We start from the raw sequence: 22638 nt of genomic DNA, 5'->3' as shown, positions 1-22638 counted from the left end.
TTCTTAATAGGTAGAAAATGTTCACAATTTTTCTGTTGAAATTCATGATTCTTTCCTATATAATGTCAGATGTCGAAAAATACAGAAATATGAAATGGGAAATAGTAAAAGAGGTAATTATTAAATGAAGAGATTAGGAATCGATATTGGTTCGACCACAGTCAAGGTTGCTGTGATTGACGAAGAACATAACATATTATTTTCGGAATACAAGCGTCACTTTGCAAATATCAAAGAGACATTAAAGGAGCTTGTAGAACATGCCAGCAAGGAGCTTGGAAATGTTGAAGTTGCTCCTACGATCACCGGTTCCGGTGGACTTGCATTGGCACAGGTCATCGGGATTCCGTTTGAGCAGGAAGTTATCTGTGTATCGGAGGCTCTGACCGACTATGCTCCACAGACGGATGTTGCCATCGAGCTTGGCGGCGAGGATGCCAAGATCATTTATTTTACAAATGGTGTGGAACAGCGTATGAATGGTGTATGTGCCGGCGGTACCGGTTCCTTTATCGACCAGATGGCATCCCTGCTCCAGACGGATGCTTCCGGACTGAATACATACGCGAAGGACTATGATACGATCTATCCGATTGCTGCGCGTTGTGGTGTATTTGCAAAGACAGATATCCAGCCGCTCATCAACGAAGGTGCAACAAAGCCAAACCTTGCAGCTTCTATCTTTCAGGCGGTTGTCAACCAGACGATCAGTGGTCTTGCCTGTGGTAAGCCGATCAAAGGAAATGTTGCATTTTTAGGTGGTCCTCTCCACTTCCTCGACCAGCTCAAGGAAGCATTTGTGCGGACACTGAACCTGACACCGGAACATATTATCGCACCGGGACATTCGCATCTGTTCGCGGCTGTCGGTGCAGCACTTCAGGCAAAGGAAGAGACACACTATACATTGGATGAGATCAGCGGAAAGCTCACAGCCGATCTTAAGATTGCTGTGGATGTTGACCGTCTCCCACCACTGTTTGCATCGCAGGAAGACTACGACGCTTTCATCAAAAAGCAGGAGAAAAATAAAGTATTACGTTCCGACCTTGCCACCTACAAGGGGAAATGCTTCCTCGGTGTCGACGCCGGTTCCACAACAACCAAGGTCGCACTTGTCGCTGAGGACGGCAGTCTGCTCTATGATTTTTACAGCAGCAACGATGGCAGTCCGCTTCGTACAACCCTGCGCGCCATGAAAGATATCTATACAAAGCTCCCGGATGACGTGGAGATTGTAGCCGGCTGCTCTACCGGATATGGAGAAGCCTTAATTAAGTCTGCTCTCATGCTTGACTATGGTGAGGTAGAAACAATCGCCCACTACACTGCCGCTGCATTCTTTGATCCGGACGTGGACTGTATCTTAGATATCGGTGGTCAGGATATGAAATGTATCAAGATCAAGAATGAAGTCGTCGACAATGTCATGCTGAACGAAGCATGTTCCTCCGGCTGTGGCTCTTTCATTGAGACATTTGCCAAGTCGTTAAATTACGATGTGAAGGATTTCGCAAAGATTGCACTTTTTGCTGAAAGTCCGATTGACCTCGGAAGCCGTTGTACCGTATTTATGAATTCTAAGGTAAAGCAGGCACAGAAGGAAGGCGCAAGCGTCGCCGACATCTCTGCAGGTCTTGCTTATTCCGTTATCAAAAACGCCCTTTTGAAGGTAATCAAGCTGACTGATCCGAAGTCACTTGGCAAGAATATCGTCGTACAGGGCGGAACCTTCTATAACGATGCGGTTCTTCGAAGCTTCGAGCTTATCTCCGGCAGGGAAGCCATCCGTCCGGACATCGCCGGTATCATGGGTGCCTTCGGTGCAGCCCTGATTGCGAGAGACCGTTACGAGGAAGGCGACCAGACGACCATGCTCTCCAAGGAGGCGATGGAAGCACTCACCTACGAGACGAAGATGGCTCGTTGTAAGGGATGTACGAACAACTGTCTCCTTACGATCAACCGTTTCACAGGCGGCAGACAGTTCATCACAGGTAACCGTTGTGAACGCGGTCTTGGTTTAAAGAAAAACCAGCACAACATGCCGAACTTATTTGAATACAAATTCAACCGTTTGTTCTCCTACGAGCCACTGACCGAAAGTGAAGCATATCGTGGTGTCATCGGTATTCCACGTGTCCTGAATATGTATGAGAACTATCCGTTCTGGTTTACATTCCTGACGAAGCTTGGCTACCGGGTACTGCTCTCTCCGAAGTCATCGAGAGACATCTATACCCTTGGTATCGAGTCTATCCCAAGTGAGTCGGAATGTTATCCGGCAAAAATCTCACATGGTCATGTTATGTGGCTGTTGAAGCAGGGAATCAAGACGATCTTCTATCCTTGCATTCCTTATGAGCGCAATGAGACACCGGATGCAAACAATCACTACAACTGCCCGATCGTCACAAGTTATGCAGAGAATATCAAGAACAACATGGAAGAGGTTTCCGCACCGGATGTCACCTACATCCGTCCGTTCCTTGCACTCGATAATAAAGAGGCATTAAAGGATCGTCTGCTACGTGAATTCTCGAAATATACAAACGTCACAAAGGAAGAAATAAACGATGCAGTTGAGGCTGCTTATGCAGAAGCAGATGCCGTCAAAGCGGACATTCAGAAGAAGGGCGAAGAGACAATTGCTTATCTGGAGAAGACCGATAAGCTCGGTATCGTGCTTGCCGGTCGTCCATACCATCTGGATCCGGAGATCAACCATGGACTTCCAGAGCTTATTAACTCGTACGATATCGCTGTTTTAACAGAAGACTCTGTTGCTCATCTTGCCAAAGTAGAACGTCCTTTGATCGTATCCGATCAGTGGATGTACCACTCCCGTCTGTACAAGGCGGCAAACTACGTCAAGTCAAGCAGGAATCTGGAGCTGATCCAGTTAAACTCCTTCGGCTGTGGTCTGGACGCTGTTACAACGGACTGTGTCAACGATATTCTGACAAACTCCGGTAAAATCTATACCGTATTAAAGATTGATGAGGTCAGCAACTTAGGTGCGGCACGTATCCGTATCCGTTCGCTGATCAGTGCAGTCAATGTCAGAAGAAAGCATAACTTCACACCATGTCCGATGCCAAGCAATTATAACCGTGTAGAATTCACAACAGATATGAAGGATTATACCGTATTGGTACCACAGCTCTCCCCAATTCATTTCAATGTATTGGCTCCGGCAATGCGCCATATGGGATTAAATATTGAGATTCTTCCGGATGCAACTAAAGAAGTCATTGATACCGGATTAAAATATGTGAACAATGACGCCTGCTATCCTTCTTTGATCGTTGTCGGTCAGATGATGCATGCCATCACATCCGGCAAATATGACATCAATAAACTGGCACTTATTATGACACAGACCGGTGGCGGCTGTCGTGCAACAAACTACGTTGGCTTTATCCGTCGTGCACTTGCGAAGGCCGGCTACCCACAGATTCCGGTGATTGCACTCTCGGTACAGGGCTTTGAGAACAACTCCGGTTTCGTATGGAATATGAAAACGGTCAAATGCGCGATGCAGGCACTTGCAATCGGTGATCTGTTCATGCGCGTTGTCTACCAGACTCGCCCATACGAGAAAGTAAAGGGTTCTGTCAATAAGCTGCACCGCAAATGGGAGCATGCAGCCATCCGTTGCATGGAAAATGGCGGTCGCGGATTCAGTAAACTGGTACATGATATCGTCAAAGATTTTGACAACGTACCTTTGAATGAAGATGTCAAGAAGCCACGTGTTGGTATCGTTGGCGAGATTCTTGTTAAGTTCCTCCCATCTGCCAACAACCACTTAGTAGAGCTTCTGGAGGCAGAAGGTGCAGAGGCAGTTATGCCGGATCTGCTGGACTTCTTCCAGTACTGCTTCTACAACAACAATTACAAATACGAATATCTTGGAAAGACGAAAAAATCTGCAAGAAATGGTAATCTCGGTATCGCTGCACTTGAAGCACTACGCCATCCGGTAGTTAGTGCCTTAAAGAAGAGTAAGCGGTTCCATCCACCTGTACATATTAAGACTCTGGCAGAATATGCCCGTCCGATTGTATCCATCGGTAACCAGACCGGTGAAGGCTGGTTCCTGACCGGTGAGATGGTTGAGCTTATAAAGAGTGGTGCCAGCAACATCGTATGCTGCCAGCCATTTGCCTGTCTTCCAAACCACATTGTCGGTAAGGGTGTTATCAAATCCCTGCGGCATGCATATCCGGATGCGAACATCGTTGCAATTGATTACGATCCGGGGGCATCAGAAGTTAACCAGGTAAACCGTATTAAGCTGATGCTTGCAACGGCAAGAAAGAACATGGAAGAAAACGATAATAAATAAAGCACAAAAAAGAAACGGTTTTCAAATCGAAAATCGTTTCTTTTTTGCTTAAAATATGACAAAGACTCTCTCTTCTATCACAGTATATTTACATTCCAATATCTACAATCACGAATCTAACAGAAAATCCGCTAATATCACATTGCTTACATCAATACCTGCATCTGTCAGATAAATCCGGTCACCTTCGACCGCCATGAATCCCTCGCTGATATATTTATTCAGAACGCTTCCGTATACCTCATAAATATCTTTGTTAAAACGCTCCTTAAAATCCTCCCGGCTCACGCCACAGGTCATCCGGAGCCCAAGGAACATGAATTCTTCCATCCGTGAATCTATGTATATATTCGTCACATTCTCCCGCAACATCCGCGTCGTGTCGTTATACAATAGTTCCATGTTATCTGCTTCAACAAACTTATCAGACAGATTCTCCATCAACTCAATATACTTGAAGATATCGCGCATGTTATTAAACCGTTTTCCCTGGAAATATGAAGATGCACCGATACCAAGACCAATATACTCTCCACCTGTCCAGTAAACCATATTATGTTTACACTCATACCCCGGCTTTGCATAATTGGAAAACTCGTACCGATCATAGCCATGTGCTGCCAACAATTGTTTTGTAATCTCATACATCCGGCGATCCACCATCTCGGGTGGCAGTTCACTTAAAATCTGTGGATCTTTTGCAAACGGAGTTCCCTCCTCAATACTTAGGGAATACGCAGATATATGCTCCGGGCCGAACTCGATCACGCGGGACAATGTATCAACATAGGTATGGATTGTCTGCCCCGGAAGTCCGGACATGATATCAATATTAATATTCTGGAATCCTGCACGTCTCGCCGCATTGTAGCTTGCCACAAACTGATCGAAATTATGGATCCGTCCAAGCTTTTTCAGCATATCGTCGTCGCAGGACTGTAACCCGATGCTGATCCGGTTAATGCCTGCCGCCTTATAGCCATTTAACTTCTGATGGCGCAATGTTCCCGGATTTGCCTCGATTGTCACCTCAGCATTCTTCTCCACATGGAAATACCGGCGGATAAATGCCATAATATTTGTAATCAGGGATTCATCTAACAATGACGGTGTTCCACCCCCGATAAAGATACTTCGCACCCCATAATCTGCAACGATTGGCGCATACATCTTGATTTCCTGACACAGGCAATCAACATAGCGAAGCATCGTTCCATAGCTCTCCCCATCAAACGACAGGAAATCGCAGTATTTGCATTTTACGACACAAAACGGTATATGAACATATAAGCTCACATATTTTTTCATTCGTTATCCTACTCCTCATCTAACTTCAGTACACTCATAAACGCCTTCTGCGGAATCTCTACATTTCCAACCTGACGCATACGTTTCTTTCCTTCCTTCTGCTTCTCCAAGAGCTTTCTCTTACGCGAGATATCGCCACCATAGCACTTTGCAAGCACATCCTTACGCATCGCTTTCACTGTCTCTCTTGCAATAACCTTAGAACCGATAGCTGCCTGAATCGGAATCTCGAAGAGCTGTCTCGGAATTTCCTCTTTTAACTTCTCACACATCTTTCTGCCTCTCTCATAAGCGGTATCCTTGTGTAGGATAAAGGAAAGTGCATCAACCTCTTCTTTATTGATCAGGATATCCAACTTGACAAGATCCGAACGCACATAGCCCTTCATCTCATAGTCAAACGATGCATATCCACGGGATCTGGATTTTAATGCATCAAAGAAATCATATATGATTTCATTCAATGGCAGATCATATTGTAAGAGTGCCCGCGTCGTCTCCATATATTCCATGCTCTTGTATACACCACGGCGTTCTTGACAAAGCTGCATGATCGCACCGACATATTCCGTCGTTACCATAATCTCTGCACTGACAAATGGCTCCTCCATATATTCGATCGTCGAAGGATCCGGCAGGTTCGATGGATTTGTGAGCTCCATTACCTCGCCATCCGTCTTATGCACACGGTAGATAACGCCCGGTGCTGTCGTCACTAAATCCAGATTGTATTCACGCTCTAAACGCTCCTGAATGATTTCCAGATGAAGCAGTCCAAGGAATCCACATCGGAAGCCAAAACCAAGTGCAATCGAAGTCTCCGGCTCATAGCTTAAGGATGCATCATTTAACTGTAATTTTTCCAGAGCATCTCTCAAATCCGGATATTTTGCCCCATCCGCCGGGTACAGACCGCAGTAAACCATCGGATTTACCTTCTTGTAACCCGGAAGTGCCTCTGCACATGGGTTGTCCGCATCGGTAACAGTATCACCGACTGTTGTATCCTTTACATTTTTCAGACTGGCGGTAATATATCCAACCATCCCCGCTGAAAGTTCATCACACGGGATAAACTGTCCGGCTCCGAAAATACCGACCTGTACAACCTCTGCCTCCGCTTCGGTTGCCATCATACGGATATTCGTTCCTTTTTTCACTGTACCGTCGAACACACGGCAGAAAATGATAACGCCCTTATAGGCATCGTATAAGCTGTCAAAGATCAGTGCCTTCAAAGGTGCATCCGCATCGCCTTGTGGTGCAGGAATCTTTGTTACAATCTGTTCCAATACTTCCTCGATATTCGTACCATTTTTGGCTGAAATACGAGGGGCATCGTGTGCCTCGATTCCGATTACATCCTCGATTTCCGCTACAACACGGTCCGGGTCCGCCGATGGCAGGTCGATCTTATTGATGACCGGCATGATTTCCAGATTGTGATCGACTGCAAGATAGCAGTTTGCAAGTGTCTGTGCTTCAATGCCCTGTGCAGCATCGACGATCAGAATCGCACCCTCACAGGCTGCCAGACTCCGAGATACCTCATAGTTAAAATCCACATGTCCCGGTGTATCGATCAGATTGAAGATATATTCCTCTCCATCCTCTGCTTTGTAAACAATACGCACAGCCTGCGCCTTGATCGTGATTCCACGTTCACGCTCCAGATCCATGTTATCCAGCACCTGATTCTGCATCTCCCGGCTTGTCAAAAGCCCGGTCTTTTCAATAATCCGGTCAGCCAGTGTTGATTTACCATGATCAATATGTGCTATAATACAGAAATTTCGTATTTTGCTCTTATCCAAATGTGCCATGTACTTTTATAACCTCATAATTTCCGATTTTCTGTCACCACAGAAAATGTGATGACCTTCCTGCGCATCAATGCGCTCTTAATTGTCAAAAGTATACCACACTTTCCTACTCCTGTGCAATCAACACTTTATAGAGAATTGCCCCAAGCGGCCGCATCGCATTTTTTGCTTCTGCAACCGTATTCGTCTGTGCTCCAACCTCAATCAGTGATGAACGCGGCATTTTATTCAGGTTAAAACAATACCCCCGCACATAGATGCGCCGCATCAGATCTCCATACATTGCTTTACCTGCAAGATGCATCTGAAGGCTGAATGCCAGATTATCTATTTTATATGGATTATATAAATAATCAATATCTCCGTTTTCATTTGTCCGGCTCACACCATTTAAAAACATGATCTGTGCTGTTGGGACACCATCAATATCACGCACAAGCCGTACGTCATTCCGCACTCCATCCCGGTGAATATCAAGTACAACCTCTATGGACGGATACTGTTGCAAAACTGCATCCACGCCGTCACTTGCATAATCATATGCAAGACTTCGATCCTCCACCCCATCCACAACATCATATACGGTACGATCATGATATACCGGTATTCCATAATCTTCCTCTAAAATCCGTGTCAGTTCATCCCCCAGTCCGATTACTGTATCCTCGGTCACCCCCGGCCGGCTGTCCGAAAATGTTTCGCTTCCATGTGTATGATAAATCAGAATCTTATACCCACCAGAATCTGGATCAATATGCAAATCCTTCGACAGCAATGTATTCGCGGCTAATTCCTCATCTGTCACATTGGTTGAACTATCAATCGTATAACAGTTTCCTACCAGAAAATCCCGGTTCTGTAATTGTTCCATCGAATATGTAATGCCACCAGAAATCGATAACGGTTCTGCCATAGTTTCTTCTGTCACTGCGTCTCCCTCGGAAGCAACAGGTACCTGTTGTTCTGTGGTTACATCTGGTTCCAAATCTCCTGTCTCACACGAAAACGCTGTCTCTGTATCGATTCCTGTCGAAATCGCAACCTTATCCCACCGATTTTCCATCGTATCGGTTTCCATATCCGCAAGCACTGGTACAAACAGATCACGCAGTCCGGAATCAACAGATTCCACATGCAATACAGGAGCGACCGTTTCCTTGAAAAAAGTCTGTGCTTTTCCGGACAATGCCATTGTATCCATACGAACCAGCACGCCCAGACACAACGCACAGACAAAGCATGACAATATAATTTTTACATATTTTCTCTTCATACCATAAATATATGCACTTACACCGGTATATTATGTTAGAAAACGATTGATTGCCTCCGATATCGTATAACTGACTCTTCCTATCAGTTCATCAATATTTTTCGGTGTCACAAACATAGAAGAAACAGTTGGTGTCTGGATAAATTCTACAATTTCCCCCTCATACTGCTGAAGAATGGATACGGGTAATTTTTCCAACAGACCTTCCATGGCATGACTGATCATTGCAGGCATGGAAATTACTGTCGGAACACCAATTGCAATCACTGGAACGCCCAAAGATTCCTCATTTAATGACAACCTTCGATTTCCGACTCCAGCCCCTGGTGTAATGCCTGTATCACATACTTGGATTGTCGTATTTAAACGTTCTGCTTCTCTCGCAGCAAGTGCATCAATACAAATTACAATATCCGGACTAATCTCCCTGCACAGCGATTGAATGATTGTACTTGTTTCGATTCCAGTCTGTGCCATGACACCCGGACAAAGTGCAGAAATCTCCATAGAATGATCCACAAATCCCTCGCGAAGCAGATGTCTTGTAATATAAAGATGATCTACAACACTTGGTCCAAGTGCATCCGGCGTAATATTCCGGTTCCCCAGACCAATCACAAGAATATGGTCTGCCCCATGAAACAACTCTTTTAAGACATCATGCAGTGCCAGCACAAACGGCATATGGATATTTTCATCCTCCGAGCAAAGTTTCGGACTTTCCAATGTAATATAATTGCCAATCGGTTTACCAAGTACATCCGCGCCTGCTTGATTCAAAACACGAATATGTGTCTTTGTCAATCCATATTCAATATCTTCATATGTTTCTACACACACACCCGGAATATCATTTTTCTCTGAGATATCTTCCTTTAATTCCAGGGCAAGATCGGTTCGTACATAATTTTCCAGCATAAAAAATACTACTCCTTTTTTCTGAGTAGTATTTCCATTTTGATATAACTTATGTACGCCATATTCTTAACAAGACTGAACCGGATTGTCTACCGCAAGCGCAATCGCCTGCACACACTCCTCCATTGTCTTTCCATCACAAGGGATTGTAAGCTGTGCATATTTCTCATAATATGGTTTGCGCTCTGCATACAGATCTGCCAGTGTCTTTCCCGGCTTCATCGCGATACCACGCGTCGAGATATTGTTCACACGACGGATGATTTCCTCGCAGCTTACATCAAGATATACGATCAGCCCCTGCTCGCCTAGGTGATTCATAGCTTCTTCCGAAAAAATAGCGCTCCCTCCCGTCGCAATCACGGATGCTTCCGTGTTGATATCCCGCAGCACCTGATTCTCAATCGCAAGAAATGCATCGATGCCTTTCTCATTGATGATATCAACCAACGTCTTTTCTTCCTGTCTCTGGATCAGCAGGTCTCCATCAATAAAATGATAATTGATTGCCTTTGCGAGCAGTACGCCGATTGTACTTTTTCCACTTCCCGGCATACCGATTAATACTATATTTTTCTTCATCTTTTTTTCCTTTCAATTTAATGTCTGTTTATCAGGCAAATAAATAAGCCGCTCTGCCTGCAAGCAGTCTCGCTGCTTATTTACTTGCCTGAATTATTATGTCACATCTGATGCCTTACAACCCGATACTCATCGCCGTTCTTATAATAAGGGCAGGTATAATGGCTGTCCCCATACAACCGTGCAATCTCATCCTCGTCCATACTCACGTCACAGACATATTCCTCATATTCCTCGTCATAGATCAGATACGCACATGTATCGCAGCTCGTCTGTATCTCTGTTTTTTTCTTCTTATTCTCCATTATGCAAACACCACCTGTTCATCTGTAATCCGGCAGATTTCTTCCCAGCTGTCCTTTGCCACATCATCATAAACCGCAACCGTCACGAATCCGGCTTTCTTCGCTGTATACATAGCCCGCAGACTGTCCTCAAATATCACACAATCCATCGCAGCGATCTGCATATTTGCACAGGCAAGCTCATAAACTGCCGGTGATTCCTTGCTTGCCCCCGCCATCGTACAGCTGACGATCGTATCAACATCCGCCATAAGTCCGGTACGCTCTAATACCATCTCACTCAAATTGATTTCATTTGCCGTTGCAACCGCCACCTTATAACCATCCCGTTTCATCCACTTCACAAGCTCGTAGGCATATGGCTTTAGCGGAATCGTATCCCGGTATTCCTCGATCACCATATTCTGAAAATCATCAAAGATTTCCTCAGCGGTCTTCGGAATGTCAAACCGTTCTTTAATAAAATGCGCCGCCTGAATGAGTGTCATCGTTGCCACCTGATGATGAAACTCCGCATCCGGGCAGATACCATATCGACCGATATACTCCACATCCAGCGTCCGCCACATCGGCATACTGTCAATCAGCGTCCCGTCCATATCAAAAAGCACACCCTTCTTACCTTGTAAGAGTGGTGTCAGTTTCTTGTATAAAGCCTCAAACTGTTCTGTCTTTTCAAGCATCTCCTGCACCTGTGCCTTAAGCGCTTTGGTCGCTGTCTCAATCTCTTCCTGTGCGAAGATTGCGGATACCACCGCGACACCTGCCACATCACAGCCAACTAATTGATCGATATTCTCTGCACTGACACCTCCGATTGCCACAACCGGAATCCGCACAGCACGACAGATGTCCCGCAACGTCTTCAAAGAGAGTGCTGTTACATTCCTCTTTGTCGTTGTTACAAATACTGAACCGGAGCCAAGATAATCGGCACCCTGTTTTTCGGCAAGCAGTGCTTCCTCTACATTGTGTGCGGATACACCGATGATTGCCGCATCTCCAAGGATAGCACGCGCCTCTTCGACCTGCATATCGCCCTGTCCTAAGTGTACGCCATCTGCCTGACAGGCTTTTGCAAGTGCGACATTATCGTTGATAATAAGCGGAACACCGTATCTCTGTGTCAGTTTCTTAATCTCCGTTGCCTCCGCAAGAAATGTATCTTCGGAAAGTTCCTTTTCCCGCAGCTGTACGATCGTCGCTCCACCCTTGATAGCCGCTTCCACAGCATCACACAGGGTTGCATATCGTTCTTTCCTGATTGGTTTTGTATCTGTTACAGCATAGACCTGTAACTGTTCTTTATTTATCTTCATTTTATGTTTATTCTCCAGATTTTTACCTGACTTTTCTCTTTTACTCTCACGCCATTTTCCCGTAAAAATCGTTATAAAGATCTGACGTTTTCCTGTATCTGCCATCCATGGTCGATTGGTCCACTCCCTCTGCCGAGATCAAGACCTGACGAAAGTGCGCCACTAAGATAACTTTTGGCATAGCTGATACTCTGCGCAACCGAATATCCTTTTGCCAGTCCACACGCTATTGCAGAGGATAAAGTACATCCGGTTCCATGTGTATTCGGATTGTCGATGCGTGAACCGTGGAACCAGACCACTTCGGTTCCAACTAACACATCACTGGCATCCTCAACTGCATGTCCGCCCTTAATCAGCACCTGGGAATGAAATCTGTCATACAGGCATCTTCCCGCCTGTTCCATATCCGCTTTAGACTGAATGGTCATTCCGGTAAGCAGCTCTGCTTCCGGGATATTCGGCGTAATCAGTGTCGCAAGCGGAAGAAGCATCTCCGTCAGACAGGAAATCGCATCTTCCTTTAACAATCTGCTTCCGCTTGTCGCAACCATCACCGGATCCACAACTATATTTTCCGCATGCCAATCATTCAATGCTTCTGCAATCGTTTTTATCAGGGCTTTATCGGATACCATACCAATCTTCACAGCTTTCGGCGGAATATCCAAAAACACTGCGTCAATCTGCTTCCGCAGAAATTTCGGTGTCACATCCATAATACCGGTAACTCCCATCGTGTTTTGCGCAGTCAGCGCTGTGATGGCTGACATACCATAGCAGTCATTTGCAAGCATCGTCTTTAAATCTGCCTGTATCCCCGCACCACCGGAGCTATCCGAACCAGCAATAGAAAGCACTGGCGCAAGGCTCCGATTGGTTAATTTCTTTTCATCCATCTATTATATTACTCCTTAAAAAATAGAGCTGTCTACGACAGCCCTATTATTATACACGATTTATGCGCCTACGACAAATGTAAGTTCTGCCGTCACTGCAACTTTTCCATCTACCTTTGCGACAGCCTTTCCGGAACCGATCGGTCCCTTCTGGTCTATAATCTCACATTCCATCTCGATTACATCGCCCGGCGTGATCTGTTTCTTGAATCTTGCATTCTTGATACCACCGAAAAATGCAGTCTTTCCTTTGTGTTCTTCCTCGGACAAAATCGCAATCGCACCAACCTGCGCAAGTGCCTCGATCACAAGTACGCCAGGCATGACATGCTGTGTTGGAAAATGTCCCAGAAACTGCATCTCATTCACGGATACGCATTTCACACCCTTCGCCCATTTGCCCGGTTCAAAATCTGTAATTCGGTCAACTAACTGGAACGGATAACGATGTGGCAAAATCTCCTGTATCTGATTTGAATTTAATTCCATCTTCTTCTCCTTTGTCCTGCAATCTACGTCTCAAACTTCTTCAGCAGAATACTTGCGTTATGTCCACCAAATCCAAGAGAGTTTGAAAGTGCATATTCTACCTGTACATTTCTGCCTTCATTTGGAACGATATCCAGATCACATTCTTCATCCGGCACCTGATAGTTAATCGTTGCAGGAATAAATCCATCATGCAATGCAAGTGTTGTGATAACCGCTTCTACCGCGCCACTACCGCCAAGCAGATGTCCGGTCATAGACTTTGTAGAGCTTACCATCAGCTTATATGCATGCTCACCAAATGTTGTCTTGATTGCCATTGTCTCACCTGCATCATTTAAGTGTGTGGATGTACCATGTGCATTGATATAGCCAACCTGCTCCGGCTTGATTCCTGCATCCTTTACTGCCATTGCCATACACGCTGCTCCGCCTGCTCCATCCGGACATGGTGCTGTGATATGGTATGCATCACAAGTCGCACCGTATCCGACAACCTCGCCGAGGATTTCCGCACCACGCGCCTTCGCATGCTCATACTCTTCTAATACAAGGGCACCGGCACCTTCACCCATGACGAATCCGGCACGCTCCTTATCAAATGGAATCGAAGCACGATTCTTATCCGTTGTTGTATTCAATGCCTGCATCGCTGTAAATCCACCGATTGCCATATCCGTGATTGCTGCCTCAGAACCGCCACAGATCATGACATCTGCATATCCATCACGAATATAATGGAAGCTGTCACCAACTGCATTATTGCCGGATGCACAGGCAGTTACAACGCAAGTACAGATACCTTTAAATCCAAAACGGATTGCGATATTTCCGGCACCCATGTTCGCGATTGTCATCGGAATATAGAATGGGGAGATCTTGTCGAAACCACGTCTCTCACCAGTCTGGTAGTTTTTCTCTGTGACTTCCATGCCGCCGATACCGCTGGAGAAGATGACTCCACAGCGTTCCGCATCTTCCTTCTCCATATCCAGTCCACTCTGCTTGAATGCCTCATCCGCCGCAACAACAGCGTACTGCGCATAACGGTCCATACGTCTGGCATCCTTCTTGTCGATTACGGCTGTTACATCCAGATTCTTTACCTCTCCGGCAAGCTTCACTGCATGGTTTGTCGTATCAATTCTTGTAATCTCATCAATTCCGCAGACACCTTTTTTTACATTTTCCCATGTGGTCTCTACGTTATTTCCCAAAGGGTTTACAGTTCCTAAACCTGTAATCACAACTCTTCTGCTCATTTTTCCCTCCTACATTGCCATACCGCCATCTACACAGATGACCTGACCGGTAATATAACTTGCATCATCACTTGCTAAAAACCGGACAAGATTTGCAACATCTTCTACCTTGCCAAGCTTCTTCATCGGAATACTCTTTAAGTTCTCTTCCACAACAGCCTCCGGCAGATTTGCTGTCATATCTGTCTCAATAAATCCCGGTGCCACCGCATTTACGGTGATGCCACGGGAACCGATCTCCTTCGCAACAGATTTTGTCATACCAATCAGTCCTGCCTTGCTGGATGCGTAGTTGACCTGTCCGGCATTTCCACGGACACCGACCACGCTGCTGATGTTGATGATATGTCCGCGCTTCTGCTTGAGCATAATCTTCGATACATGCTTGATGCACAAAAATGCACCCTTTAAGTTCGTATCAATGACCTGCTCGAAATCTTCCTCTGTCATCTTCAGCATCAGATTATCCTTCGTGATACCTGCATTGTTCACTAAGATATCAATACTTCCATATTCTTCCTTTACCTTTGCTACAAGTGCCTGCACATCTTCATTTTTTGCAACATCCGCCTGAATCGCAGATGCCTTTACACCATAGGTCTCACACAACTTTACTGTCTCTTCGGCACCGGCTGCGCCATGTGCATAACAAGTTACGACATTGGCACCTGCCTGTGCAAGTGCAACACAGATTGCACGTCCGATTCCACGGCTGCCGCCTGTGACAATGGCTGTTTTATTCTCTAATGTCATAGATTCCTCCATCTTTTATTACCACTACGCGAAGTACAATAACCTGCACGTATATCCGCGTACCGCTTATTTCCCAAGTGCTTCAAGCACCGCATTTAATGAATCAATATCTTCTACAGAATACGTAGCAAAACTGCGGTCGATCTTCTTCACGAATCCGGAAAGTGTCTTTCCCGGACCAACCTCGATGAAAGTGTCGACACCCTGCTCAATCATATACTTAATAGAATCCTCAAAATATACACTGCTCTGTACCTGTGTCTCAAGCATCTGAGGAATTGTCTTATCTGCTGCAAGCTCCTTACCGGTTGCATTGAACAGTACCGGGAACTTCATCTCTCCGAAATGCTCGTTCTTAAAACGCTCCGCAAGCTTATCCCCCGCCGGCTTCATCAAGGATGTATGGAATGGTCCGCTGACTGCGACAGGCACAATTCTTCTTGCACCCTTCTCCATCATCAGCTCTCCGGCTCTTGTGATAACCGGTGTATCACCGGATACAGTTACCTGAACCGGTGTGTTATAGTTTGCAACCTCAGCGATATGGAACTCGCTGTCTGCAAATTCATCCTCAGCCTGCTTGCAGCATGCCTTAATAGTCTCACGGTCGAGACTCATAACAGCGATCATACCGGTGTCTCTACCGGTAACTGCCTCTTCCATCGCTTTACCACGGTATGCAACAAGATCGATTACCTGCTGTTCCTCGAATACACCTGCCGCATAGAGTGCAGAATACTCACCAAGCGAAAGTCCGGCTGCAATCTCCGGTACGATGCCCTTTGCTTCCAGAATCTTTGTCACGCCAACCGCAAAGGCTACCATACATGGCTGCGTGTATCTTGTCTGTCCAAGCTTCTCAATTGGACCATCAAAACAACACTCCTTCACATCAAAATCCAGCTTTACATTGTCAAATACTTCGCGGAACTCCGGATATGCCTCATAGAGATCTTTTCCCATTCCAACATGTTGTGCACCCTGGCCAGCATATAAAAAACCGATTTTCATAATTTCCTCCTGCTTATCTTTCACAATTCTGACTAATTCAGATTCATATTTTATAAGATCGTGCGGGACATAACATTTGTCCCTCTTTTCATATTTTTATTAGATTCCCTCCTTTGCAAGCTTTGCAAGCTCTGCAAGAGAATCCTCGTACAATCCCTTCAGAATCTCAGCTACCGGCTTGATCTCCTTTACAAGACCGCACACCTGACCAGCCATCAGGGAACCATTCTTTGTATCGCCATCTAAGACAGCCTTACGGAGAGAACCAAGAGTAAGCTGCTCTAACTCTTCTCTTGGAACGCCCTTGCCTTCCATCTTCAGATATTCACGCGCCATCTGGTTTTTGATCACACGTACCGGAGCACCACTGGATCTTCCGGTCACCGCTGTACCATTATCCTTCGCCTTGATAACTGCCTCTTTATAATTGATATGAATCGGGCACTCTTCACTGGCAAGTAATACAGTTCCGATCTGTACGCCGATTGCGCCAAGTGCAAATGCAGCAACCATACCTCTGCCATCTGCGATACCACCAGCTGCGATAACCGGGATATTGACTGCATCAACAACCATCGGTACAAGTGTCATTGTTGTCATCTCACCAACATGTCCGCCACTCTCGCCGCCTTCCGCGATCAGGGCATCTACACCCATACGCTCCATACGCTTTGCAAGAGCCACACCGCTGACAACCGGAATCACCTTTGTGCCAACCGCTTTCCAGTCCGCCACATATTTCTCCGGACTTCCGGCTCCGGTTGTGATCACATCTACCTTCTCCTCGACCAGCATCTTCGCGATATTGTCGACATCCGGATTCATCAGCATCAGATTTACACCGAACGGCTTATCTGTCAAAGCACGGCACTTCTTAATCTCCTCACGGATACGCTCTGCGTCAAATCCACCGGATGCAATCAGTCCGAGTCCACCGGCATTGCTGACAGCGGCCGCAAACTCGCCAAGTGCGATGTTCGCCATTCCACCCTGAATAATCGGATACTTGATTCCAAGAAATTCATTTAATCTCATCTTTATCCTCCTCACACTATGCCCAATTTTCTATTTCATAATTGTGCTACGCATAAGCACAGTACCTTCTATAATTGATCTGAAACAAATTTTATCAAAATTCCAGATACGCACCGCCCCAGGTAAGACCGCCGCCAAATCCTACGCAGATCATCTTCATGCCCGGCTTGATCATGCCCTTCTGGTTCATCTCGGAAAGTGCGATTGGAATACTTGCAGAACTTGTATTTCCATACTCATCCAGATTGATATAGAACTTGTCCATGCTCTGTTTACATTTCTTTGCCACAGACTCAATGATACGCTTATTCGCCTGATGACAGACATACAGATCAATATCATCCGCTGTCACACCAGCCTTATCTAAAAGCTGCATGACGGTCTTTGGAACTGTGCTGACTGCAAACTTAAATACTTCACTTCCAAGCATACTGACATGACGAGGCTGTAAATCCTCGTTGCTGCACTCAAGGACAGAATCATCCCCCTTTGCGCCAAGAATTCCGAAATACCGGTGTGTATCCGAAAGCTCAACAACGGCAGCACCCGCACCATCTCCAAACAGAATACAAGTACTTCTGTCATTCATATCAAGAATCTTGGATAAGGTCTCACTACCGATAACCACGCCATATTTCTTGTCACTCTGAAGCAACATACCTCTTGCAATCTGTACACCATACATAAATCCCGAGCATGCTGCATTGATATCAAAACAAGGAATATCCTGTGGAAGTTCTAATTCCTTTTGTACCATACATGCCATCGAAGGTGTCATATGATCCGGACGAATCGTCGCTACAATCACAACACCGATCTCAGACTTGTCAATGCCTGCATCCTCGATTGCCATCTTTGCAGCAGCAATCGCCATATCCTGATTCTTCTCTTCGGTAATAAAATGTCTTCTGCGAATACCGGTACGGCTGGAGATCCACTCATCATTTGTATCTACAATCTTACTTAAATCATCATTTGTCACTACGTGTTCCGGGGCATAATGTCCCATACCTACAATATGTAAGCCTTCTTTCATCTCATCTTTCCTCTTACTCTCTGTCACTCTCTTTCTGCAGATTTCTCTTAGATTACATGCAGATATTTATTGTCGATCGTTCTGAATTTCTTATAACGATGCTTCGCAACTTCATCCGGGTTCATCTTGATGTATTTGTCAAGCTCTTTCTTGATTGCACGATCAGTTGCCTTGAATACAACCTTATGATTCAGATGTGCACCGCCGATTGGCTCCGGAATGATATCATCGATTACGCCGAACTCTTTCAGATCCTGTGCAGTAAGCTTCATCATCTCCGCTGCTTCCTCGCTCCGCGAAGAATCTTTCCACAGAATCGAAGCATAACCTTCCGGGGAAAGAATGGAATACACCGCATTTTCAAGCATCAACACACTGTTTGCCACACCGATGGCAAGCGCCCCGCCGGAGCTTCCCTCTCCGGTTACAACTGCGATTACCGGCACCTTCAGTGCACTCATCTTCGCAAGATTTACTGCAATGGCACTACCCTGTCCATTGTTCTCTGCTTCTAATCCCGGATACGCACCCGGTGTATCGATAAATGTAATGATCGGTCTGCCAAACTTCTCTGCCTGTTTCATCAGACGCAGTGCCTTGCGGTACCCTTCCGGTCCCGGCATACCGAAATTACATTTCATATTCTCTGCAAGATCATTTCCCTTACGATGTCCGATGACCGTCACAGGGATTCCATGATAGGTTGCAATACCTCCATAGATACTTGCATCCTCCTTGCCAAGTGCATCCCCTTTTTGCTCGAAGAAATCATCAAAGATTGCATCGACATACTCCGTGATCTTCGGACGTTTCTTGTGACGTGCCAGATATACCTTGTCATGGCTGTTCAGGTTCTTACACATATGTATCAGATCATGACGTTCCCGCTTCAGGACATAAACCTTTGCCTCATCTACCAGATCACTTGACATGATCTCTTCGATTTCTTTATCGATTTCCGCAATTCTCTCATCTATCTCTTTAATCATGATTATCTTCCTTTCTTCGCATGCAAACGTAAAATATGGGAGATGACTTCCCGCATCTTATCTCTCGGCACAATCTGATCTACAAATCCATGTGCCATCTGGAACTCCGAACGTTGGAATCCATCCGGAAGCTTCTGACCGATCGTCTGCTCGATTACACGCGGTCCGGCAAATCCGATCAAAGCATCCGGTTCTGCCAGTGTAATATCTCCTAATGTTGCGAAGCTGGCAGTTACGCCACCGGTCGTCGGATGTGTCAGATAGGAAATATATAACCCACCATGTTCACTGAACTTCTCGATTGCCGCACTCGTCTTCGCCATCTGCATCAGGGATAAAATGCCCTCCTGCATACGGGCCCCACCACTTGCAGTAAATATAATAAGCGGAAGATGTTTTTTGTCCGCGTATTCCACTGCATTGGTAACCTTCTCACCGACAGCCATACCCATACTTCCCATCAGAAACTTGCTGCTCATGACAGCGATGACTGCTTCGTTTCCATCAATCTTACCAACGCCGGTATAGACTGCCTCTTCAAGTCCTGTCTTTTCCTGCAGACGCTCGATTTTCTCCTCATACTCCGGCATGTCTAACGGATTGGAAAATGCCACTTTACAGCGAAGCGGCTTAAACGTGCCCGGATCTACCAACAGCCGCACACGCTTCTCTGCGGAAACCACATAATGATATCCACATGCGATACATACATTGTAGTTGTCCTTGATCGCAGACTTCTTGAATTCCTGCTTACACTTTGGACACACCGTTACTTCTTCCTCTGCAGTAACTGCTGTCTGCTCCGGTGCAGCCTCAGCTTCTGTTTTCGATGCTTCTTCTGCTACCTGTGTCTCTGTCCCAACCGCATTATTTTCCACTGATTCCTCTTTCTTCCGAAATAAATTACTCACCTGAAATTTCATCTTTCATCTCCACTTTTCTTTATCTTTTTATCTTTATTTAACCTCTCGCACACACTATCCGGTGATTCCGACTGCCTCCTTCGCAAGGCGGTCTGCCTCTTCATTTCCTTCCACACCGGAATGCCCCTTTACCTTTATAAATGTAACACGGATCTTGTCCCGTACCTGCTGCATATACTCATAATACGCAATCGTTCCGGTCTTGTTCCGCTTCCAGCCTCCGGTTGCCCACATCTCGATCCCAAGATAATCATAATAAATCGCCAAATCTGGTAATTCTTTTTCCACTGCAAGCTTCACTGCCGCCATCGCGCCCAGTATCTCACCTGCTACGTTACGCATGGATGCCATCTCCGGATCATCACCATGTCCCTGCAGGACATACCGCTTGCCATGATCCATCAGGAATCCACCATATCCATATACCTGTGTGGCATTGTTGTAAGAACCATCCACGAACGCATATACCATATTCTCATCGATATGCTTTGATTCTTCCGTCACACTTTCTATGCCCACAAATGCCTCTGCCTCCTGTCTCGTCGGAAAGCTCTTGTATATTGCTCCCGGAAACCCTTTCACAAGCGGTTCGCAGGCAGACCACGTCTCATATACTCCCGGTCGAACACCTCTTTTCACAGCATAAAATTTCTTTACCATTTAATTGCCTTTCTGACCTATCGTTATTCACAATCTTTTACATTATAGTACATTTTCATAATAAATGCACACATTTTTTACTTTGCACGAAAAAAAATGCACAAATACCATCTTTCCATTGAATCTCGTTTTACCATATGTTAACATATTTATTTGACTGAAAAATAATCACAAAGATAAGGAGAACGATTTATGCAATCGAATACAACTGAAATTTTCAGGGATGCCCCGGTTCCAAAAGCCGTGTTAAGTAATGTCATCCCCTCGATCATAAGCATGATCATGGTTTTGATCTACAATCTCGCTGACACGTTTTTTATCGGACAAACAAAAAATGCACTGATGGTAGCTGCTGTGTCTGTAGCAACGCCTGCTTTCTTATTATTCATGGCTGTCGGCATGTTGTTTGGTATCGGCGGAACATCCTTTATCTCCCGCATGCTTGGAGAAGGTCAGGAAGCACGTGCAAAGCATGCCTCTGCCTTCTGCTTCTGGACCGGTCTGGCTGTCGGAATTATATCCATGATCCTGATTGTGATTTTTGCCGAACCTGTCTGTAAAGCAATCGGCGCAAGTGCAGATACGGTAGAATATGCAACACAATATCTCCGGATCGTCGCCATCGGAATTCCGTTTCTGATCATAAGTAACGCATTCAGCAACATCATCCGTTCCGAAGGACGGGCAAAAACTGCAATGTCCGGTATGATCATCGGAAATATGGCAAATGTAATCTTAGATCCGGTCATGATCTTGCTTCTCGGCTGGAATGTTGCCGGTGCCGCGATTGCAACCGTCATCGGAAATATTTTATCCGCGGTCTTTTATGTATCGCATCTTCTATCAAATAAATCACAGTTGTCGATTCGATTACAGGATTACAAAGCAGGGGACAAAATTGCAAGTTCCGTATTTGCCATCGGTATCCCGGCATCACTGAACAGCGTGCTTATGAGTGTCAGCAATATCTTCATCAATAATCTGATGGCTCACTATGGAGACATGGCAGTTGCTGGACTCGGTGTCGCCATGAAGGTTAACATGATCGTTGTCATGCTGTTGATCGGACTTGGTACCGGAATCCAGCCACTCCTTGGCTACTGCTTCGGTGCCAGAAACCGGAAACGGTATTTTGCCGTATTGAAATTTTCCATTTTACTTGCTTTTATATTAAGTGCAATCATGACCTGTGTCTGTTACTTTGGTGCTGACGGATTGGTCAGCGCCTTTTTGGAAGATGCAGACGCATACGATTTTGGATTCCGGTTTTCCCGTATTTACATTCTATCCGGTCCGATCCTTGGACAATTATTTGTATTTATCAACGCAATCCAGTCCACAGGTGCCGCACTCCCTTCACTGATTTTGTCGATCAGCCGGCAGGGACTTTTATACTTGCCAATCCTGTTTATCATCAACGCAACGACGGATTCCGCCAGACTGCTTGCATTGGCGCAGCCGGTCACGGATTACCTTGCAACCGCACTTGCGATTATCCTGTTTGTGATTACGTGCAGGAAATATTTTCCAAAGAGTAAGGCTTCTATACAATAACTAAACACAATAGCAAAACAACAGGATAATCCATTTACAGACATACAAACCACATACATTTAAGCAAAAAGGATGCTGCAATTCCTTACAAATTACAGCATCCTTTTTATTTATCCGAAGATCCCTGTTCCCGTTACAGTTTTTGCAA

General features: G+C 45.5%; 19 protein-coding genes. 2 read left to right on the top strand and 17 right to left on the bottom strand.

Features of this window, described 5'->3' with window-relative positions; genetic code table 11:
* Positions 1-124: 124 nt before the first annotated feature.
* Positions 125-4351 (top strand): acyl-CoA dehydratase activase-related protein, encoded by a 4227-nt coding sequence (locus ACZQK9_RS12125; RefSeq protein WP_483270734.1) that lies wholly within the window; start codon positions 125-127, stop codon positions 4349-4351.
* A gap of 108 nt (positions 4352-4459) precedes the next feature.
* Here the strand turns inward: ACZQK9_RS12125 and hemW are convergent, their stop codons facing one another.
* From hemW to ACZQK9_RS12040, 17 genes are all read right to left on the bottom strand, one after another.
* A complete protein-coding gene (hemW, locus tag ACZQK9_RS12120; RefSeq protein WP_216507215.1) occupies positions 4460-5659 on the bottom strand; it encodes a radical SAM family heme chaperone HemW in 1200 nt (399 codons plus the stop codon).
* 8 nt (positions 5660-5667) lie between these two features.
* The gene (gene lepA, locus ACZQK9_RS12115; RefSeq protein WP_216507216.1) at positions 5668-7482 is read right to left on the bottom strand and encodes a translation elongation factor 4; all 1815 of its coding nucleotides are present in this window, start codon (positions 7480-7482) and stop codon (positions 5668-5670) included.
* A 106-nt stretch (positions 7483-7588) separates the two neighbouring features.
* Positions 7589-8755, bottom strand: a complete 1167-nt coding sequence (locus tag ACZQK9_RS12110; RefSeq protein WP_483270733.1) for a stage II sporulation protein P — start codon at positions 8753-8755, stop codon at positions 7589-7591.
* A gap of 30 nt (positions 8756-8785) precedes the next feature.
* On the bottom strand, positions 8786-9673 hold the full coding sequence (gene gpr, locus ACZQK9_RS12105; RefSeq protein WP_483270732.1) for a GPR endopeptidase: 888 nt from the start codon (positions 9671-9673) through the stop codon (positions 8786-8788).
* 66 nt (positions 9674-9739) lie between these two features.
* The gene (locus ACZQK9_RS12100; RefSeq protein WP_178017158.1) at positions 9740-10255 is read right to left on the bottom strand and encodes a shikimate kinase; all 516 of its coding nucleotides are present in this window, start codon (positions 10253-10255) and stop codon (positions 9740-9742) included.
* Positions 10256-10356: 101 nt separating this feature from the next.
* A complete protein-coding gene (locus ACZQK9_RS12095) occupies positions 10357-10560 on the bottom strand; it encodes a DUF6472 family protein (protein WP_177981689.1) in 204 nt (67 codons plus the stop codon).
* A complete protein-coding gene (gene thiE, locus ACZQK9_RS12090) occupies positions 10560-11879 on the bottom strand; it encodes a thiamine phosphate synthase (protein WP_483270731.1) in 1320 nt (439 codons plus the stop codon). Before thiE ends, ACZQK9_RS12095 begins: the two co-directional genes overlap by 1 nt.
* 71 nt (positions 11880-11950) lie before the next feature.
* Positions 11951-12778: a bifunctional hydroxymethylpyrimidine kinase/phosphomethylpyrimidine kinase gene (gene thiD / locus ACZQK9_RS12085; RefSeq protein WP_483270730.1), complete on the bottom strand. Its 828-nt coding sequence runs from the start codon at positions 12776-12778 to the stop codon at positions 11951-11953.
* Between the two features lie 60 nt (positions 12779-12838).
* Positions 12839-13267, bottom strand: a complete 429-nt coding sequence (gene fabZ / locus ACZQK9_RS12080) for a 3-hydroxyacyl-ACP dehydratase FabZ (RefSeq protein WP_118373356.1) — start codon at positions 13265-13267, stop codon at positions 12839-12841.
* A 23-nt stretch (positions 13268-13290) separates the two neighbouring features.
* Positions 13291-14529, bottom strand: coding sequence for a beta-ketoacyl-ACP synthase II (gene fabF, locus ACZQK9_RS12075; protein WP_483270729.1), 1239 nt, complete (start codon positions 14527-14529; stop codon positions 13291-13293).
* Positions 14530-14538: 9 nt separating this feature from the next.
* Positions 14539-15282 (bottom strand): 3-oxoacyl-[acyl-carrier-protein] reductase, encoded by a 744-nt coding sequence (gene fabG / locus ACZQK9_RS12070; protein ID WP_178017162.1) that lies wholly within the window; start codon positions 15280-15282, stop codon positions 14539-14541.
* A gap of 66 nt (positions 15283-15348) precedes the next feature.
* Complete coding sequence (gene fabD / locus ACZQK9_RS12065) at positions 15349-16293, bottom strand: ACP S-malonyltransferase (RefSeq protein ID WP_216507221.1); 945 nt, start codon at positions 16291-16293, stop codon at positions 15349-15351.
* A 99-nt stretch (positions 16294-16392) separates the two neighbouring features.
* Positions 16393-17328: a DUF561 domain-containing protein gene (locus ACZQK9_RS12060; protein ID WP_177969620.1), complete on the bottom strand. Its 936-nt coding sequence runs from the start codon at positions 17326-17328 to the stop codon at positions 16393-16395.
* A 94-nt stretch (positions 17329-17422) separates the two neighbouring features.
* Positions 17423-18364: a beta-ketoacyl-ACP synthase III gene (locus tag ACZQK9_RS12055; RefSeq protein ID WP_178017164.1), complete on the bottom strand. Its 942-nt coding sequence runs from the start codon at positions 18362-18364 to the stop codon at positions 17423-17425.
* 47 nt (positions 18365-18411) lie between these two features.
* On the bottom strand, positions 18412-19353 hold the full coding sequence (locus ACZQK9_RS12050) for an acetyl-CoA carboxylase carboxyltransferase subunit alpha (RefSeq protein WP_177981682.1): 942 nt from the start codon (positions 19351-19353) through the stop codon (positions 18412-18414).
* A 2-nt stretch (positions 19354-19355) separates the two neighbouring features.
* Positions 19356-20276, bottom strand: coding sequence for an acetyl-CoA carboxylase, carboxyltransferase subunit beta (accD, locus tag ACZQK9_RS12045; protein ID WP_216507222.1), 921 nt, complete (start codon positions 20274-20276; stop codon positions 19356-19358).
* A 54-nt stretch (positions 20277-20330) separates the two neighbouring features.
* Positions 20331-20936, bottom strand: coding sequence for a ribonuclease H1 domain-containing protein (locus ACZQK9_RS12040; RefSeq protein ID WP_483270728.1), 606 nt, complete (start codon positions 20934-20936; stop codon positions 20331-20333).
* A 192-nt stretch (positions 20937-21128) separates the two neighbouring features.
* On the opposite strand from ACZQK9_RS12040, the gene ACZQK9_RS12035 reads away from it, so the two are divergent.
* On the top strand, positions 21129-22490 hold the full coding sequence (locus tag ACZQK9_RS12035) for an MATE family efflux transporter (protein ID WP_216507224.1): 1362 nt from the start codon (positions 21129-21131) through the stop codon (positions 22488-22490).
* Positions 22491-22638 lie beyond the last annotated feature (148 nt).

This window comes from Wujia sp., from assembly GCF_056872695.1.
The sequence above is the reverse complement of the archived record's forward strand: the minus strand, read 5'-3'. Positions and strand labels throughout refer to the sequence as shown.